Source organism: bacterium (genome assembly GCA_035528375.1).
Taxonomy (GTDB): domain Bacteria; phylum RBG-13-66-14; class RBG-13-66-14; order RBG-13-66-14; family RBG-13-66-14; genus RBG-13-66-14.
Genome location: DATKYS010000136.1, coordinates 1 through 17114, shown reverse-complemented (window position 1 = coordinate 17114; position 17114 = coordinate 1). Strand labels below are relative to the sequence as shown.

The window sequence follows — 17114 nt, the reverse complement described above, 5'->3', positions numbered from 1 at the left end:
CGGTCCGCCCAATTTCCCGTTTCCTGAGTGGAAATGGGATAAAATCCCCCGAAATACGGGATGGGTCATGATCGAGACCGGTCGCGTTTTAAAGCGTCTCGACGGGGGCCGGGTTGAGGTGGAGGTCGTTCGCCACGAGGACTGCGGCGAGTGCAAAATCTGCGCGAATCTCGCCGGTGACGGACCGAACACCGTCATCGCCGACAACCCCATCGGCGCGGACGAGGGGGAGTGCGTCCGGATCGAGATAGAACCGAAGAGGATGGTCGGCCTCTCCGCCCTGGTGTTTCTCTTCCCCATCCTCGCCTTCGTCGCCGGTTACGTCCTCGTGGCGATTTTCGTCGGTCAGGGAACCGCCGGGCAGACCGCCCTCGGCGTCGCGGGCGGGGCCGTGCTGCTGGTCCTCTCTTTCTTTCCGGCGATTCGCATCGCCCGTAACTCCAAGACCCCCCTCGTGCGGGTCGTAGAGCGCGTGGAGCCGCCCGCTTGACGGAACCATTCCGGTCCGCGCCGGACACCGGGTCCACGGAGGTGCGGCCGTCCGCCTGTTCCCGCAAAGAATCCCCTCCCCACGCGCCGTTTTGGTCCCGACCGGACGGCGTCTTTTCCTCATCTTCCTTTTTTTCATCGTCCACCCCGCGGGGGCGGCGGAGCTGGCCGAGAGCTACGAGGCCCTCCCCCGGGTGAAGGCGGAGCTCACCGCCGACGGAACGACCGCCCAATTCCGGCTCCCCCACCGGCTGATCCTGGCCGGCAGCGAGAGGGTGCTGCGCGACGGGGTGCCGCTCGAACCCCTCGCCGATTACCGCCTGGACTACACCGCGGGGGTCCTGGTAATCCTCGCCGGTCCCCCGCGGGCCGGGACCGTCCTCACCGTCGCCTACCGCTACCTGCCCCTCGACGAAGCCCCGACGTCCGCCGAGCCGCGGAACCTCTTCGAGCGCCCGGCCGACTACGTGGGCGCCGGCGACCGCGTGAAAATCTCCGGCTCCAAGGGGGTCGGTCTCCGGCTCACGAGCGGCCAGGGGCTGGGCGTCGTCCAGTCGCTCGACGTGGCCCTCTCCGGGGAGCTCGCCTCCGGGCTCTACCTCGAAGGCGTCCTCTCCGACTCCGACCTCCCGGTGAGCGTGGAGGGGACCAGCGCCGAGCTGGAGGAGCTGGACGAGGTGCGGCTCTCGGCCTGGACCGAGAACGTGCGCCTGGACCTGGGCGACTACTACACGCGCGGCGGGAGTTTAACGGGGACGGACCGGTACGGTCCCGGCGAGCGCCGTCTCGAGGGCGCACAGCTCAGCCTCGACTACGCGGGGTGGGGTCTCTGGGGTGCGGTGAGCCGGGCCAAGGGTCAGGCCGCCGCCAACCGCTTCAACCCCACCCCCGGTGTGTGCGGTCCCTACCAGCTCCGGGGCGATTCGGGCGAGACGAACCTGGTGCTGGTCGCCGGGAGTGAGGAGGTGTATCTCAACGGGGTGCGCCTTTCGCGCGGGCTGGGCGCGGACTACACCGTGGACTACTCACTGGGCACCCTGACCTTCAACACCGCCCTGGCCCTCCACGCCTCGGACGAGGTCCTGGTCCGCTTCAGCTACTCCTCCCTCGGCTACCGGCGCGACTTCTACGGCGGGCGCTTCCGCCTGGGGGTGGGGCCGGGCGATCTATCCCTGGCCTACTACGATGAGGGCGACGACCCCACGTCCGACCTGTGGGGCCTGACCGACGCCGACCGCGAGATGCTCTCCCGGGCGGGGGACCGCCCGGTGAGCCGCCCCCTCTCCGGCCCCGACGCCTTCGAGTACGTGGGTGAAGGGAATGGAGACTACGACCTGGTTTACGACCCCCTTACCGGCCAGTACTCCTTCCAGCCCTCACCGGGCGGGGCGTACCGGCGCCGGGTCTGGACCATCCCCGCCCCGAGCCGTCACCGGCTGGCGGTCCTCGGCGGGGACATCATGCGGTGGGAGGACTTCCGCCTGACCGGGGAACTGGCCCTCTCGGACTACGACCAGAACCTCTTCTCGGAGAAGGACGACGACGACAACGCGGCCCTGGCGGGGCACACCGAGGTCGAGTGGCGGCTGCCCCTGGGCCCCGACGCCCTGACGCTGGGCCTGGGCGGGGAGCGCCGCGAGCCCGGTTTCCGGGCCCTCATCCCGGCCGAGGACGACCCCGAGCTGCACCGGCGCTGGGGCTACGACCCCGAGGGGAGATACCTGCGCGAGGGGGTGTCGGGGGAGGTTGCCTACGGTTTCGGCTGGGGACCGGAGCTTTCCCTGGGCGGTTCGGGGCTGTGGCTGACCGGCGAGCCGGAGAGTCGCGATGCGGTCAGGCCGGGGCTGGCCCCGCCGCAAGGGTGGTGGCGCAGGCTGTGGGAGCTGGAGACCGGCGTGGACTGGCCCGACCCCGTGGGGCTCGCTTATACCTACAGCCACCAGGAGGGGCGGGCGTCGGTGGAGCTACCGGATTCCTTCGAACCGGGGGATTCGACCTCCTCCGAGGTGGCGGTGGGCGCCGACGTCCACGACGGGCTGCTCTCCCCCGATTTCGGCTGGATCCGCCCCCGCGCGTCGGTTTACACCGAGGACCGTACCGGCTCGCCGGATTACGCCCGGCGGCAACTGGGCGGCGGTTTCACCCTCTACCCCACGCCCGCCCTCACGGTGGACTACGATCTGGGTTGGGGCCGCGAGCTGGGGACCCTGGAGGAGGGGCGGCCCGCCCTGGCCGGCTGGCTGGACCACATCGGAAAAATCGCCTGGAGGGAGACCGACTGGAGGCTGTCGGTGCGCTACAGCCACGAGGACGCCTTCGATAACCGCGAGGGGGAGCTGAACCCGGGGGCGAGCGACTCCGGGCGTCTGGAGGCCGGTCTCGAGCCCTGGTCCGGGGCGCTGACCGTGGACGCCGCCTACGAGCTGTCCCGCCGCTGGAGCTACCCCCTGGTCGAACAGTTCATCTACGCCCCCGACGGGGAGGGAAGCTACCGCCGCGAGCCCGACCCCGACGACCCCGACGGCTGGATTTACATCTTCGACCCCGGCGACCCCGAGGCGTACTACGACCGGGAGCTCCTGCCGGCCGGGGAACCTGTGCGGGCGATCAGCGTGTCGGGGGGCGTCGCCGTGGGCCTGGCCCCCTGGCGGGCCGTCGAGGAGGACTGGGCCAGGCTCTTCGAGCTGGAGCTCGAGGCGCGGGCCGCCGACGAGGGGGAGGGGGGGAGCACCCTGGACCGGGCGCTCTTCGCCGACCTCCTGGGGACCGGGAGGCTCAGCGGCTCGGTGTCCACCCGGGCGGGGTTGACCCTCTTCCCCACCTCGGCGCTGGGCCGGCTCAAGGCGACATACTCCTGGCGCGAGGGGCGCGACCGGCGCATCATCCCCCGCGACGAGCGCTACGGCTCAAGGGACCTGGACCTCACCGGGCAGGTGAACCCGCTGGCCTGGCTGCGGTTCTGGGGCGGGGGGAGTTTCGGGTGGGAGTGGCGGCGGGGGGCGCTGTCCTACTTCGGGGCGGGGGACGCGGACCGGGACGTGGATAGCTGGCGGGCGTGGCTGGAACCGCGGTTCATTCTGGGGGCGTGGCGGCCGCGGATTCGCGCGGCGCGCGAGGTGAGCGTGCAGACCGCCTATGCAGGGGTGTCGGAGCTGGCGAGCTGGGAGGTCACCCCGGCGCTGGAACTGCGCATCGGCGGCGTGGGGGATTTGAGCCTGTCGTACCGCTGGCGGTCGAACGAGCTGACGGGGCCGCCTACCACCGAGTCGTTGGTCTACCGGCGGCCGGGAGTGGACCACTACTGGCAGGCCTCGCTGCGGATAAGCATCGAGCACTACGCGGCGGTCACGTTTTCATACAGCGGGGAGGCGGAGCCGGGGCGGGAGACGGTCCACCGGGGTGAGATTAACGCAAAGGTGTTCTTCTAAAAAAGCGTCCAGCGTAGTTGCGATGACGTAGGGGCGTACCTTTAGGTGCGCCCGCTAAACGTAGGGCGGGGATTCTTTTCCCCGCCCTTTGCGATGACGTAGGGGCGACCCTCTGCGGTCGCCCGCGGGCCGACCTAAAGGTCGGCCCCTACGAGGTTGACGCACGATTCACACCTTTCCCGTAGGTCGGGGATTCTAATCCCCGCCGCTTTCACGTTCCCTACCTCGACCCTCGCCCTAGCCCGTAGGCGCGCCTCTCCCTGGAGGGGAGAGGGGACATGCGGGCGACCGTGGACGGTCGCCCCTACGTCGGCATTCGCGCGATGGGCGGCCGACCTGCCCGGCTACTTCGGTTCTTTCAATTGCGGCTGGCCGTCGAGCCAGACCTGGGCCACCTTGTCCCGCAGGTCCAGCGGGTCGCCGTCCACCAGCAGTAAATCCGCCCGCTTCCCCACCTCGAGGCTCCCCAACTCCTTATCCAGCCCCAAAAGCTCCGCCGGATTCAGCGTCATCGCCCTGAGCGCCACATCGGCGGGCAGGCCGTGGCGCACGCAGAGCGCGGCGCTGTTGGCCAGCCACTGCACGCCCCAGGTGGCGTCGGTCTGGATGCAGACCTTGACGCCGGCGGCGTGGAGAATCGCGGCGTTGGCCAGGTTCACGCCCATGAGCTCGGCCTTGTAGCGCATCTCGATGAAGTGCGGCCCCAGGACGCAAGTCACGCCCGCCTCCGCCAGCTCACCGGCCACCTTGTACCCCTCGGTGCAGTGCTCGAGGGACATCTCCAGGCCGAACTCGTCGCGGATGCGCAGGGCGGTGAGGATGTCGTCGGCGCGGTGGCAGTGGCAGCGGGCGACTAGATGACCTTCGAGGACCGGCAGCAGCGCCTCGAGCTTCAGGTCCACCTCGAGGGGGGCCACCGGCTCGCGCTTCTCGGCGTCCTTTTTCTCCTGGCTCATGAGTTGGGCGCCGTGGTGGAGCTTCTTGGCGGCGTAGTTCCGGGCGGCCTGGAGCGCCCCGCGCAGGACGGCGGCGTTGGCCATGCGCGTCGCCGGGCGCTTCTTCTGCTCACCGCCGTACACCGACTTGGGGTTGTAGCCGAGCGCCATCTTCATCCCCACGGGGTAGGCGCGGATGAGCGCGTCAACGGTGGCGCCACGGGTGCGGATGGCGGCGACGGTTCCGCCGATGACGTTGGCCGACCCCGGCATGGTGGCCACGGTGGTCACCCCGGCGGCCAGGACGTCGGGGAAGGCCACGGCGTCCGGATTCAGCGCGTCAATCACCCGCAGCTCCGGCGTCACCGGGTCGGTCATCTCGTTGCCGTCCCAGTTGTCCTCGCCCTGGGCCTCGTTGAAGACGCCGATGTGGGCGTGAGCGTCAATCAGGCCGGGGACGAGGGTCATCCCCCGGGCCTCAATTCTCGTCGCGCCCTCGGGGACCTTCACGTCGTTTTCGGGCCCCACGGCGACGATCCGCTCGCCTTCGAGGACGACGGTCCCCGGCTCGTGGACCGGGCCGGATACGGTGTGCACCCGGGCGCCGACGACGGCGGTGATTTTCTCCGCCATTTCTCCTCCTTGAAAGGTTCCTGCCGGCGGGTGCGGACACCCGCCCCTAAAAATAGTTATCAGTCCAGAACGCGGCGGACGAGCGGCCGGATTCCCGGCGGTTCGTCGCCCACGACCACCCCGCCCGAGAGCTCCACCAGCGCCGCCCGGAGCCCGCCCTCGGTGGAGGCGTGGACGACGAGGAGCGGGTCGCCCGCGGTCACCCGGTCCCCCGGCTTGGCGAAGAGCTCCACCCCGGCCTCGGGGTCCACCCGGTCTTCGATGGTGGAACGCCCGGCTCCGGCGAGCCTCACCGCCCTACCGACGCATCGGGCGTCCACCCGGCGCAGCCAGCCCGAGCGCGGCGCCTTCAGCTCCCCCGTGTGCGCCCCGCCCCGTTCTCTCCGGGCGAAGGCCGCCAGGTCTCCGCCCTGGGCCCGGGCCATCCGCCCGAAGACTTCGCACGCCGAGCCGTCGTCGAGCTTCCGCCGGGCCTTTTCGCGGGCCTCGGCGACGTCCGCCGCCAGCCCCGCCGCCTTCAGCCCCCGGGCGACGAGCTCCAGCGACAGCTCCCGCACCTCGGGAACCGCCTCCCCTCCGAGAACCGCCAGCGCTTCCTCGACCTCGAGGGCGTTGCCGATCTTTTTTCCCAGAGGGGAGCCCATCTCGGTCAACAGGCATACGCACCGGCGTCCGGCCTTCTCCGCCGCCCGCTTGATCCAGCGCGCCAGGCGCAGGGCCCGTGGCTGGCTCGGAAAGAGCGCTCCCCGGCCGGTCTTCACGTCAATGATGAATGTGTCCGCCCCGGCGGCCAGCTTCTTGCCCACGATGCTCGCCGTCACCAGGGGGATGGAGTCCACCGTGGCGGTCACGTCGCGCAGGTGGTAGAGCCGGGCGTCGGCGGGGGCGATTTTTCCCGAGTGGCCGGCGATGAAGCAACCGACGTCGGAGAGAATACGCCGCAGCTCGTCGAGGCCGAGGTCGGCCCGGAATCCCGGTATCGCCTCGAGCTTGTCCAGGGTGCCGCCGGTGTGCCCCAGGGCCCGGCCGGAGAGCTTGGGCACCGCGGCGCCGCACGCGGTCAGGAGCGGAACCGCCACCAGGGAGAGGTTGTCCCCCACGCCCCCCGTGGAGTGCTTGTCCACCAGGGGACGCCCGATACCCGGCCAGGTCAGCCTCTCGCCGGAGTCGGCGACGGCCTCGGTGAGGGCGAGGGCCTCCGAGAAATCCATCCCCCGCAGGTAGACGGCCATCAACAGGGCGGCCGTCTGGTAATCGGGCAGGTCGCCCCGCGTCACCGCCCGGGCGAAGTCGCGCCAGTCGTCCGCTCCGAGCCGCCTCCCGTCACGCTTGGCGGCGATGAGCCGCTGGACGTCCAAGACCTACTCCGCGGCCACGGCGGATTCCGTCTCCCGTTTGGGCGGCGGGGGAGGGGGCGGCTTGACGGAGAAATGCCCGCCGATGCGTCGGAGCTCCGGGACGAAGAGCTCCCTCGCGTCGGTGAAGCAGTAGCCGGTGAAGATGTGGGCCTCGCCCCCGACCAGGAGCAGGGTGGCCTCGTTGTAGGCCGGCTCCTCGCCCCCTTCGGAATCTCGCTTGAGGTCGTGGTAAACGAGGGTGGCCGAGGGGTAGCCGTTCAGACTCGGCAGGTCCTGGTCAACGAAGACCGGATTCACGGCGTGGTTTTCGATGATCTCCCGCAGGTCTTCGGCCAGAGCCCCGGTCGGGTTCTCGCCCGCGGCGAGGGCGGCCGCCGTCCGCTCCGGGAGGTCGGGCAGGCGGTACGCCTCCACGTAGCCGAGCTCGGATTCGTGGGCGGGATCGTCCAGGCGGACCAGGAAGAGGTTGCCGGCCAGGGAGCGGTTCAGCCAGGCGCCGTTGGGGGTGACCGTCGAGTAGGGGTCCTCCTCGACGATTCTTCCCGGCCCGTAGAGCGCGGCGAAGTCGGTCCCCTCGGTGACCGCCTCCGTTTCCGGGGGTTTCCCGACGGCGTAGTCGCCCTCGATCAGGCGGACCAGCGGGTCTTCCTTCTTCGTGTCGCCGCAACCGGCGGTCAGCAGAAGGACCACGAGGGGGGGCAGTATCAGTCGTTTTCCAAGTGTGTCCGTTTTCATCGCGGTGTCGAAGGTTGGGGTTGTGGTTTGGTTCATTACAATCCACCGGAAAAGACCCGGCGGCCGTCCACTGCAAGGCTTCCCTTCAGCTCCTCGTACTCGGGCACCAGCTCCTCGGCTTTGTCCTCGTAGCAGTAGAAGGCCACGAGGTGCACCTCGTCGCCGGTGAGTACCAGGGAGACCTCGTTGTACGTTTTCGCCGGGGAATCGGCGTGGAGCTGCTCCTTGAAGTCGAGGAAGCGCCAGGAGACACAGAGCGCCGGGTCGGTCGCGGTGAGCGGTTGGGTGCCGATCCACTCCAGCTCCGGACTGAGCCGGGTCAGCTCCAGCCGGAGCAGGTCGGACAGATCGGCGAGCACCCGCTCCTCGGCCCCGACGGAGCGGACCCAGTCCTCGGAGTCAAGGTAGCGGTCGTAGTACAGGCACTCCAGGTAGGCCAGTTCGTCTTCGCCCTCGGCGGAATTGCGGCGGACGAAGAGGGCCGTTTCGTCGTCCCCCGAATCCCCCGCGCTCCACGCGTCGTTGGGCGCACGGGCGGCGTACCTCCCGGCGACGAGCGGTCCGCCCGGCCCGAGCTCCGGGGTGCAGGCGCAGAGCATCGCCAGAATCGGCAGAAAAACAGCCAGACCGACTTTTACGACGGGCAGTGGGGCTGACGAGGGGCTTAAGCCTCTTGTCTTTGTGTTCAGCATGGAGCTCACCTTCAGAGGTTCCAGCCCTGGGGCATCTCGGTCAGCGACTCGATCTCCTCCTCGCTCATCTCCTCGGTGGAGCCGTCCGCGGAGCCGCCCCGGTCGCCTTCGGAGAAGCGGGGGAACACGATGCTGGCCACGAGGGCCTCGATCTCGGGACGGACTAGCTCCTCCTCCTCGGCCAGGCAACCCGTATCCAGGAACCAGTAGCGGTTCTCCACGAAGTACAGCCGATCCAAGTGGAACTGGGCCTCGCCCGCAGTCTCGTCGTGGTAGGTGTACTGGACGGCCAGGTAGGGCTCGGAGCACAGCGTCGGCTGGCCGTCATCCAGGGCGGCCCGGGGCGAGATGCGGTCAATCTGCTCGCGCAACAGATCGGCGGTTGACTCGAGGAACCGGGCCTCGGTGCCCGAGGAGCGTATGACGTATTCGTCCTCGAAGCCGTCGCCTGCGTAGTAGAGCTTGAACTCGCCCAGCAGGCTGCAGCGGTAGTAACGGCGCAGGTACAGGGCGTCCTCGGCGGGGACGCGGACCCACTCGGCGTTGGGGGCGGTGGTCTGAACCAGGCCCCAGGTCACCGTTTCGCCGCCGGGGAGCGGCTCGGCGACGCAACCCAGGAGCAGCGCCCCCAGGGTTGCCAACAGGAACGCAGCGATCCTCGTCATCTCACGCTACTCGCCGCCCTCGTCGGGGGGCACGTCCGATTCGTCTATGTAATCCCAGTAGTCGTACGAGCCGGCTCCCGGCTCGATGACGGTCCCCTCCGCCATCTTCATCACCACGGGGGCCATCCGGTCCTCATAGGCCGCCGGAACCACGGCCTCGATGTAGTAGGGCTGGCCCGCGACTATCTGCTGGGCGTCGTAGTGGTACTCATCGCCCAGGCCCGTGTCCACGTGGTAGGCCCAGGCGGCGTAGGGGGATTCACCCTCCCGGGCGAAGCCGTCGCCGATGTAGTTCACCTCGAACCCGGTGAAGTACTCATCCAGGAACACGCGGAGCTCGTCCTTGAGCTGAGCGGCCGTCTTTTCGCCCTCGTTCTCACCCTCGACGGGCTCGTCCACCCAGTAGAGCATCAGGGTGGCCATCTGGTCGAAGCCGTCGTAGGCGGTCAGGTTTGCGCCGCCGAAGTCCTCCACGGCGATCCAGGGCCCGTCGCCCATGGTGACGGTGAACCCGCCCAGGTCCGCGACCTCGCCGTCGGTGTACCGGTCGGCCACCCACTCGGGCAGCTCCACGTCGGAGAGAATCTCCGGCATCATCCCCTTGACCTCGTCGGCCTTCTCCAGGACGGTGTAGAAGTTGGCGGCGAAGATGTGGTCCCCCTGCAGGTAGAACGCGTCCAGGTTGTAGAATCGCTGCGCGTCCTCACCCTCGTCCCCCCAGCCGAAGGCCTCGTCGGTGTAGTACCGGCCGACCATCAGATAGGGCTCGGTTTCCCGGATGGCGTCGCCCATCTCGATGACCTGGTAGTTGTCCCGGATGTTGGAGTCGAGGAGCTCGGCCAGGACGTCCAGGGTTTTTCCGAGGTCGGCGCGGCTCTCAGCCTCGGAGATGGGCGACACCTGGAAGGTGTAGACGGAGAGGCTGCCGAAGTCGAAGTCGGGATCGTCGGGGTTCGGCCACCAGGCGTACAGCTCGCTCCCGTAATCCTCGTACTGCCACTCCGGTCCGGGAAGGGTCACCTTGACCTCGCCCTCCCCGACCCGGTCCCCCAGCGCGAGGGTGATGGTAGCCAGCACGAGCGCCAACAGCGTTACGACTCGAGTCATTCTTCCTCCCTTTGTCCTACCGAGTTTACGAGTTCGGTCAGTTCTTCGATCAACCAGTCCGGCGAGTCTGCGGGACAACCGGCGTCAATGAAGTAGTAATCATCGCCCACGGCCACGGCGGCGTCGCGGCGCCACACCGCCCGGCCCGATATTTCTCCACGGTAGCTCACGGCGGCGTAGGGGACCGGTGTCCGGCGGATATCCACCGGGCCTGAATACTCTACCTCACCGTAAAGGGCCTCGATCTCCCCCTTGAGCCCCTCGGAGAGGTCGGAGCCCTCGGCGCCCCCGGAGGCGGGACGACGCACGTAGAGGTCCACCAGGGGCACTTCGTCCCGGGAGAGCAGCATCTCTTCGGAGGTTTCCTCGGCGGTCCACCCCTCGCCGGGAACGGTCAGGGTGATTTTTCCGAAGTCCAGCTCCTGTCCCGGTTTCAATTTCAAGGACCGCGGCTTCTGTAGTTCGATGCGCGCCGAGTCCAGCAGGGCCTCGAGCTCGCCGGTCAGCTTCTCCTCCTGGTCGGCGTAGCAGGAGAGGTCCAGAAAGGCGTAGCGGTCGCCCGCGTAGAAGACCGTGTCCAGGTTGTAGTAGCTGTCCGCCCCGAGCACGGCGCGGTACGAGTAGCTGGCGGCGAGGTACGGGTCCCGGCGGTAATCCGGGCCGGATATGAACTCCACGTCGGACCCGGCGGTGAGCTCGATCTGGTCCCGCAGGCCCCGCGCCAGCTCCTCCAGGAACGACTCCATCTCGTCGGGTTTTTTCCGGAGACGCTCCTCGTCGTAGGTGTCCCGGCCGTTGAAGTAGAAGCGGGCCACGGCCTCGGGCGCCGCCTCGCCCCGCTTGAGGGTGAGCATGCTCGAGATCTCGTCGTCAAGGTGCCAGAGCCTGGAGGGCGGCGTCAGGGACAGCGCCCCCTGGGATTCCACCCGCGGACCCGCCCCCTCTTCGGAGGCCGGTTTCTCCGCGGGTTTTTCAGCCTCGCCCGATTCCCCGCCGCATCCGACAACGAGGACGATCAGCAGGGCCAGGAGTGAAAAAATATATATTCTTTGCGTCATGTTTTATTCACCGGAAGCTCAATTCCCCGACCAGGCGGTCCAGCTCCGCCCCCATGTACTCCTCGACCTCCGGGGCGCAGGCCAGGTAGAGGAGATACACGCCGTCGCGGGCCAAAAAAGCGTAGGCGCGGACCCGCCGCTCGCCGTCCGAAAAGAAGAGGGCCGCGCCCGGCTCCACCCCGTCGGCGTCGAGCCGCTCCAGCCCGAAAACCTGACCGTAGCGCGCCCGGCACTCCCCGGCCAGGAAGCGGACCAGCTCCTCCTGGATTTTATCCCGCTCGCCCCCGGCGACGGCCGCAGTCAGTCCCGCGTCGGGCGCCCTGAGGAGGAGGTTCCCGGCGACGTAGCCCGCGTCCGAGCTACGGTAGAGCGCCACCGTGCCGTCTCCCTCGTTTACCGTCCAGCGGCCCGAGGGGGCGAAAAGCGTCAGCCCCTGCCAGACGTAGGCCTCGCCGTTTTGGAGCTCGACCGCGGCGGTGACCGCGCCGGCTGAAATGAGCAGCCAGAAGAGCAACCGCCGGACGCTCACCAGCGAAACGAAGCGAAGCGGGTAATGCCCCGGCAAAATCCGGCCAGGATGGCGTCCATGTCATCTCCGAGCACGTTGACCAGCTCGGACCTCAAAGCAGGGCGTCCTCCCCGTCGAGGGGGACGGATTCGTAGCGGCCCTTGTCGTTCTTCCGCAGACGGAAGAGGGGCTGGTCGGGGTCGTGGCCGGCGATCATCACCCAGCCCAGCTTCCACCCCTGCTCCATGTAGGTGTTCTTCTGGTACATGGCCCGGACCGGGTCCAGGTCGTAGGCCATCACCCAGGGACCGGGGATGTGGGCCCGGGTTGGGCATTCGTCGCCCAGATGGCAGGCCACCCCCTCGCGCCCCTCGAGAATCACGATCTGGTGCCCCGCGCTGTGCCCACCGGAGAACCGGCAGCGGACCCCCTCCACCACCTGGACCTCGCCCTCGATGAGGTCCACCAGGCTGTGTTCCTTCAGGGGGAGGAAGTTCTCCGGGCGGTAGCTGGCCCGGTTGCGGTCGTTGGGGTGCCCAGCCGCCTGCCACTCCCGCTTCTGGACGATGTAGCGGGCGTTGGGAAAGGTGGGGACGAGCCTTCCGTCCGCGTCGCGCCGCGTGGCCCCGCCGGCGTGGTCGAAGTGGAGGTGGGTCAGAATCACGTAGTCTATCTCCTCCGGCGAGAGCCCCCGCTCGGCCAGGGAGCCCGCGAGGGTCGGCGGCTGCTCCACGGCGAACATCTCCGCTTCCCCGCCCTTCCACTTGTCCCCCATCCCGGTCTCGATGAGGATGTTTTTTCCCCGGGTGCGGACCAGGGTGGAGGTGGCGGCGAGTCGGATGCGGTTGGAGTCGTCGGCCGGCGCCACGCGCGACCAGAGCACCTTGGGCACCACGCCGAACATGGCGCCGCCGTCCAGCTTGAAGCGGCCGTCGCTCAACAGGGTCAGTTCCACTGTCTTGCTCCAGAGGCGTATTTCAGAAGGGCTGACGAAATCAAGAGTTCTCACCTTCGGCTTCCGAGTCTTTCGAGCAGGTGAACCGAGCGAAGCGAGCTATGCCCCCGGCAAACCGAGCGAAGCGAGCTATACCTCCGGTAAATTGTAGCCGCAGCGGGGGCGGTAGTCAAACCCGGCTTTTCCCAAAGCCGTTTACGACGACGGTTGACCGGCCGGTCGTCCTTTTATACACTTCAACCCCGTGAGAGAGGACGTTTTACCACCGTTGGACGGAAGCCGGCTCGACGGCCGGGTCGGGCAAAAACCCCTGGGGCTCTACCCCCGGATCGGCCTGGTCGCGCTCGGGGTGGCGCTCTACGTCCTCAGTTTCCCCAAGGCCGGGGTTTACGGCCTGGCCTGGTTCGCCCTGGTCCCCCTCTTCGTCGCCTCCCGGGACCTGACGCCGGGGCAGGGCTTCCGCCACTGGTTCGTCTTCAGTTTCCTGGTCAACGTCTTCGGTTTCTACTGGATGGCGCCCATCACCGCGCCGGGCTTCGTGATCAGCGCCCTGTTGATGGCGCTCTACTCGGGGCTGGGCGGCGTGGTCCTGGCCCTGGTCCGGCGGAACGTCCCCCGCGTGCCGTACTGGATCGTGGCCGCGCTGGCCTGGGGCGCCACGGAGTACGTCAAGTGCCTTGGCTTCTACGCCTTCCCCTGGCTCGCCCTCGGCTATTCCCAGGCGCGGAATCTCTTGGCGGTGCAGACCGCGTCGCTCTTCGGGGTGTACGGCGTCTCGGCCGTGGTCATAGCGTTCAACGCCCTGGTGGCCGAGGCGGTGGAGTGGCTGCGTCGCCGGAGCTGGCGGAGGGCCCTTCTACCCTGGGGCGCCGCGGCGCTGGTGCTGGCGGCGGTGGTACACCTGGGCGGGTTGGCGGCCCTCGGCGAGCCGACCTACCCCGAGCGGCCCGTGCGGGCGGCGATTCTCCAGGGCGGCATCCCCCAGGACCTGAAGTGGGCCCCCTACTTCATCACCTCGGGCGAGACCTACCGCATCTACGAGCACCAGGTGGAGCGGGCTATCGAGCGGACCGGCACCGATTACCTGGACTTGATCATCTGGCCCGAGTCTTCGGCCAACTGTTACCTGGAACGCACGCCGATGTGGTACACCCGGGTGCAGGGGATGGTGAACCGCTCGGGCTGCCGGCACCTGGTGGGGACGCAGGCGCTGGATTACGAGGGCGAGGGCGGCGCCGGGCGCCACTTCAACGCCGCCGTCCTCCTGGAGCCGGGAAACCCCAAGGCCCTGGAGCGCTACTTTAAAATCCACCTCGTCCCCTTCTCCGAGACCATCCCGTTCGGCCGGGACTCTGAATTGTTGAAGGGCCTCCTCGAGCGGGCGAGCAACTTCAACTTCGGCTGGCGGATGCCGCTGTTCGAGGTGACGCCCGGGCGGGGACCGACGCCCCTCCCCATGCCGGATACCCCAGTAGCCGACGACGATCCGACGACCTTCTCGCTCGCCGAGCGCCCCGAGCTCACCGCGGAGCTGCTGCCGGTGCCGCCGCCGGCCTCGGGACCCGTCCTCGCCCGTTTCGGCCTTCTCATCTGCTTCGAGAGCATCTACCCCGGGATAGGCCTGGACTACACCCGGCGGGGCGCCGACTTCCTGGTGGTCATCACCAACGACGCCTGGTTCCGCCAGAGCGCCGCCCCGTACCAGCACGCCGAGGTATCCGTCCTGCGAGCCGTGGAGAGCCGGGTCCCCGTACTGCGGTCGGCCAACGCCGGGGTGAGCCTGTGGGTAGACCCCTGGGGGCGTCCCAGTGATGAAACCCTCCTGGACACCGAGGACGTGGTTCTGGTGAAAATCCCCCGGGCCGAGGGGCCGACCCCCTACATGTTCTGGGGGGACGCCCTCCCGTGGGCCGAGCTGGGCGCCTTCGTCCTCCTCGCCCTGTACGCGGCCGTGGAGAGCTACCGGCGGCGCGGGAGGGGGCGACACCCGTGAACGGCACGGCGGCTTTATGATAATATCGGGACGCGCGTACACCCGGGGCGGGGCGGTGTGGCTCTTCGGCGTCCTCGCAGTCGCGGCTGGGTTTTTCCTGACCGGGTGCGGCGAGCTGGACGACGAGGCGTACATCGCCGTCATGGTCGAGCGCCTGCGCCTGGAGGCCGAGGAGGGACTGCCGCCGGGGGAGGCGCTGGCCGAGGCCGCCCGGCTCCACGGCACCACCGCCCAATCAATGTACGAGTACTCGCGGTGGCTCCTCCGCGACCGGGACACCGACGTGGGAGTGGCCGCCGAGATTGCCCGCCGGGCCCAACCGTACCTGCACGTTCCACGGGAAGGATTGCCGAACCCCCATGAGCCGTAGCCTCTTACTCGCCCTGATCCTCGCCGTTCTGGCCCTCGGCGGGTGCGCCAAGGCCGTGGACGACGACCTCTTCGTCGAGGTCTCCATAGACCAGCTCCGCATCATGTTCGACGAGGGGCTTACCCCGGAGGAGGCCCTCGAGCGGGCCGCCGCCGACAACGACACCACGATCGAAGACTTCCAGGCTTACCAGGCCGAGCTCGAAGGGGACCCCGACCACCTCCGCGCCGTGCAGGACCGGATAAACCGGGAGACCGAGGAGCTCTTCACCCCGTCACTTCTGGATTGACCGGCCGGGCCGGTCGAACGCCCACGGGAGACTCAAGATGCGCACGCCCTTTGTCCTCCTGCCGCTTCTCCTGCTGCTCCTCGCCGGTTGTGGTTCCGACATGGACGACGAGACCTATGTCGCCGTCATCCTGGCCAAGACCACCTACATGCTCGAGGACGAGCTGCCGGTGGACGAGGCGCTGGCGAAGGCGGCGGCCGATAACGGCGTCACCCCGGACGACGTATACCAGTTCGAGGACACCCTGGCCAACGACCCCGAGCGTCTGGCGGCCGTCGTCGAGATGATCATGAACCGGAGCGGGGAGCTGCGGGAGAAGTTCGCCGAGCTTTATTCCCAGGCGCTGCCCGAGACCTTGCCCCCGATGGAGCCGACACCGCCCGTGGAACCGACCCCGTCCGAGGAGACCCCATGAGAATCGCATGTATCCTGACCGCCGCGCTGGCCCTTCTCTTCACCGCGGGTTGCGGCGGAGGCGAGATAACCGAGGAGCAGTACGTCGAGCTCATGAAGGACATCGCCCTGGCCGAGGCTCACGGTGAGCCGCTCCAGCCGGTGTATGAGAGCCACGGGATAGACCCGGAGCAGGTCCGCGACTTCGAGGCCGCCCGGACTCCCGAGGAGCTGGCCGAGCTCACCGGCAGCCTCCACGCCTCCGACCACTCCGCCGCCCCCCGTATGGACGAGGCGACCTACATCGAAATCTCGGTCCTCACCGTCCAACTAGCCGGTGAGGGGCTGCCCGAGGATAAAATCCAAAAGCGGGTCGAGGAGGAGGTGGCCGCCCGGGGCTTCACCATGAACGACATGGACGCCTTCGCCACCTACGTGGCCGAGCACGCCGATGTGCAGGAACGGGTGGAGAAAGCCATCTCCGACGCCCTGGACGCCATGGGCAGCGGGGCCGCCGGCACCGCGCGCCACGGCCTCGAGGGGCTGGCCCCCGACGATGACCGCTAGAATCCTGCCCTTCCTTCTCCTTCTCCTCCTCGTCTCCTGCGAGGGGGAGTTGACCGCACAGACCTACACCGACCTCCTCGCCGCCCGCCTGGAGGCCGCCTCCCGCGGCGAGAACCCGGACGCGGTCCTGCGGGACGCGGGCGTCGGGAAGGAGGAGTACGAGCGGTTCGAGCTGGATGTCTTCTCCGACCCCGACCTGGCCTCCAGGGTTTTGGAAAATTTACGCCGCGACCACCCGGAGCTCCTCCCGCCCGGTGAGGGGGCCTTGCCCGCCGATGAGAAATAGAGCCGTCGCCCTCGCGATCCTTCTCGCCGCGGCACTCGTCCCCCTGGGCTGCGCCGACGGGGGGTTCGACGACGGCGACTACGTCAAGCTCACCGTGGACCTGACCCTCCTGGGCACGCGCCAGGGCCCGGGTGGTTCCATCCCCTCCGACCCGGCCCTCCGGGCGCAGTGGCGTGAGGGGCAGGTACAAAAACTCCTGGACTCCTACGGCATCACCGAACAGGGGTACATCGCCTATTCATTGAAGCTGCACGAGAACGAGGAGCGGTACTCCCGGGTGCTCAACGACATCGCCCTGGAGCTCCAGGAGCGCAACCAGAGCATCCGCGACGAGGAAGCCCCCGAGGAAGTCAAGCCGCCGCCCGGCTCCTTCGGCTAGGCGGTTGGGCCGTTTGAGATCTAAATAGCGTACGCTTTGCGCTTAAATGTAGGGCGGGGACTTTAGTCCCCGCCGCTTCCACGCCCCGACCCCATCCTGGGTTGCGATGATGTAAGGCGGCCCCTCTGCGGGCCGCCGCTTTCACGTTCCCTACCTCGCCCCTCACCCAGCCCTCTCCCTGGAAGGGAGAGGGAGAAGACGTAGGGCGGGGATTCCAATCCCCGCCGTTTTTGCCCCCCTCCCCAGCCCGTAGGCGAGCCTCCCCCCAGAGGAG

At 68.4% G+C, this 17114-nt stretch carries 18 protein-coding genes; 9 read left to right on the top strand and 9 right to left on the bottom strand.

Going from position 1 to position 17114, the window contains the following annotated elements; translation table 11 throughout:
- Nucleotides 1–67: 67 nt before the first annotated feature.
- Together VM054_11035 and VM054_11030 are read left to right on the top strand one after the other, a co-directional pair.
- Complete coding sequence (locus tag VM054_11035; GenBank protein ID HUT99592.1) at nt 68–490, top strand: SoxR reducing system RseC family protein; 423 nt, start codon at nt 68–70, stop codon at nt 488–490.
- A gap of 91 nt (nt 491–581) precedes the next feature.
- Complete coding sequence (locus VM054_11030) at nt 582–3917, top strand: hypothetical protein (GenBank protein HUT99591.1); 3336 nt, start codon at nt 582–584, stop codon at nt 3915–3917.
- A gap of 344 nt (nt 3918–4261) precedes the next feature.
- On the opposite strand, the gene VM054_11025 is transcribed toward VM054_11030, so the two are convergent.
- Genes VM054_11025 through VM054_10985 form a run of 9 tightly spaced genes read right to left on the bottom strand, consistent with a single transcriptional unit; the run spans nt 4262 to nt 12617 of the window.
- A complete protein-coding gene (locus VM054_11025; GenBank protein ID HUT99590.1) occupies nt 4262–5485 on the bottom strand; it encodes an amidohydrolase in 1224 nt (407 codons plus the stop codon).
- 59 nt (nt 5486–5544) lie between these two features.
- Nucleotides 5545–6843, bottom strand: coding sequence for a thymidine phosphorylase (locus tag VM054_11020; GenBank protein HUT99589.1), 1299 nt, complete (start codon nt 6841–6843; stop codon nt 5545–5547).
- Between the two features lie 3 nt (nt 6844–6846).
- Complete coding sequence (locus VM054_11015) at nt 6847–7614, bottom strand: hypothetical protein (protein HUT99588.1); 768 nt, start codon at nt 7612–7614, stop codon at nt 6847–6849.
- A complete protein-coding gene (locus VM054_11010; GenBank protein HUT99587.1) occupies nt 7614–8270 on the bottom strand; it encodes a hypothetical protein in 657 nt (218 codons plus the stop codon). The genes VM054_11015 and VM054_11010 overlap by 1 nt, the downstream gene beginning before the upstream one ends.
- A gap of 11 nt (nt 8271–8281) precedes the next feature.
- Nucleotides 8282–8935: a hypothetical protein gene (locus VM054_11005; GenBank protein ID HUT99586.1), complete on the bottom strand. Its 654-nt coding sequence runs from the start codon at nt 8933–8935 to the stop codon at nt 8282–8284.
- A gap of 6 nt (nt 8936–8941) precedes the next feature.
- Nucleotides 8942–10042 carry a hypothetical protein gene (locus VM054_11000; protein ID HUT99585.1) on the bottom strand — a complete coding sequence of 367 codons (1101 nt, stop codon included), beginning with the start codon at nt 10040–10042 and terminating at the stop codon, nt 8942–8944.
- Nucleotides 10039–11100, bottom strand: coding sequence for a hypothetical protein (locus VM054_10995; GenBank protein ID HUT99584.1), 1062 nt, complete (start codon nt 11098–11100; stop codon nt 10039–10041). The genes VM054_11000 and VM054_10995 overlap by 4 nt, the downstream gene beginning before the upstream one ends.
- 7 nt (nt 11101–11107) lie before the next feature.
- Nucleotides 11108–11665, bottom strand: a complete 558-nt coding sequence (locus VM054_10990) for a hypothetical protein (protein HUT99583.1) — start codon at nt 11663–11665, stop codon at nt 11108–11110.
- 55 nt (nt 11666–11720) lie between these two features.
- A complete protein-coding gene (locus tag VM054_10985) occupies nt 11721–12617 on the bottom strand; it encodes an MBL fold metallo-hydrolase (GenBank protein ID HUT99582.1) in 897 nt (298 codons plus the stop codon).
- 214 nt (nt 12618–12831) lie between these two features.
- On the opposite strand from VM054_10985, the gene lnt reads away from it, so the two are divergent.
- Genes lnt through VM054_10950 form a run of 7 tightly spaced genes read left to right on the top strand, consistent with a single transcriptional unit; the run spans nt 12832 to nt 16840 of the window.
- Nucleotides 12832–14556, top strand: a complete 1725-nt coding sequence (lnt, locus tag VM054_10980) for an apolipoprotein N-acyltransferase (protein ID HUT99581.1) — start codon at nt 12832–12834, stop codon at nt 14554–14556.
- A 16-nt stretch (nt 14557–14572) separates the two neighbouring features.
- On the top strand, nt 14573–14926 hold the full coding sequence (locus VM054_10975) for a hypothetical protein (protein HUT99580.1): 354 nt from the start codon (nt 14573–14575) through the stop codon (nt 14924–14926).
- Nucleotides 14916–15215 (top strand): hypothetical protein, encoded by a 300-nt coding sequence (locus VM054_10970; GenBank protein HUT99579.1) that lies wholly within the window; start codon nt 14916–14918, stop codon nt 15213–15215. Before VM054_10975 ends, VM054_10970 begins: the two co-directional genes overlap by 11 nt.
- Nucleotides 15216–15252: 37 nt before the next feature.
- A complete protein-coding gene (locus VM054_10965; protein HUT99578.1) occupies nt 15253–15630 on the top strand; it encodes a hypothetical protein in 378 nt (125 codons plus the stop codon).
- Nucleotides 15627–16175, top strand: a complete 549-nt coding sequence (locus tag VM054_10960; protein ID HUT99577.1) for a hypothetical protein — start codon at nt 15627–15629, stop codon at nt 16173–16175. The genes VM054_10965 and VM054_10960 overlap by 4 nt, the downstream gene beginning before the upstream one ends.
- The gene (locus tag VM054_10955; GenBank protein HUT99576.1) at nt 16165–16461 is read left to right on the top strand and encodes a hypothetical protein; all 297 of its coding nucleotides are present in this window, start codon (nt 16165–16167) and stop codon (nt 16459–16461) included. The genes VM054_10960 and VM054_10955 overlap by 11 nt, the downstream gene beginning before the upstream one ends.
- Nucleotides 16451–16840 carry a hypothetical protein gene (locus tag VM054_10950; GenBank protein ID HUT99575.1) on the top strand — a complete coding sequence of 130 codons (390 nt, stop codon included), beginning with the start codon at nt 16451–16453 and terminating at the stop codon, nt 16838–16840. Before VM054_10955 ends, VM054_10950 begins: the two co-directional genes overlap by 11 nt.
- Nucleotides 16841–17114 lie beyond the last annotated feature (274 nt).

Coding starts and splice junctions, on each gene's coding strand:
- VM054_11035 (HUT99592.1), top strand. CDS start 68: ATGATCGAGACCGGTCGCGTTTTAAAGCGTCTCGACGGGGGCCGGGTT.
- VM054_11025 (HUT99590.1), bottom strand. CDS start 5,485: ATGGCGGAGAAAATCACCGCCGTCGTCGGCGCCCGGGTGCACACCGTA.
- VM054_11015 (HUT99588.1), bottom strand. CDS start 7,614: ATGAACCAAACCACAACCCCAACCTTCGACACCGCGATGAAAACGGAC.
- VM054_11010 (HUT99587.1), bottom strand. CDS start 8,270: ATGCTGAACACAAAGACAAGAGGCTTAAGCCCCTCGTCAGCCCCACTG.
- VM054_11005 (HUT99586.1), bottom strand. CDS start 8,935: ATGACGAGGATCGCTGCGTTCCTGTTGGCAACCCTGGGGGCGCTGCTC.
- VM054_11000 (HUT99585.1), bottom strand. CDS start 10,042: ATGACTCGAGTCGTAACGCTGTTGGCGCTCGTGCTGGCTACCATCACC.
- VM054_10995 (HUT99584.1), bottom strand. CDS start 11,100: ATGACGCAAAGAATATATATTTTTTCACTCCTGGCCCTGCTGATCGTC.
- VM054_10975 (HUT99580.1), top strand. CDS start 14,573: ATGATAATATCGGGACGCGCGTACACCCGGGGCGGGGCGGTGTGGCTC.
- VM054_10970 (HUT99579.1), top strand. CDS start 14,916: ATGAGCCGTAGCCTCTTACTCGCCCTGATCCTCGCCGTTCTGGCCCTC.
- VM054_10965 (HUT99578.1), top strand. CDS start 15,253: ATGCGCACGCCCTTTGTCCTCCTGCCGCTTCTCCTGCTGCTCCTCGCC.
- VM054_10960 (HUT99577.1), top strand. CDS start 15,627: ATGAGAATCGCATGTATCCTGACCGCCGCGCTGGCCCTTCTCTTCACC.
- VM054_10955 (HUT99576.1), top strand. CDS start 16,165: ATGACCGCTAGAATCCTGCCCTTCCTTCTCCTTCTCCTCCTCGTCTCC.
- VM054_10950 (HUT99575.1), top strand. CDS start 16,451: ATGAGAAATAGAGCCGTCGCCCTCGCGATCCTTCTCGCCGCGGCACTC.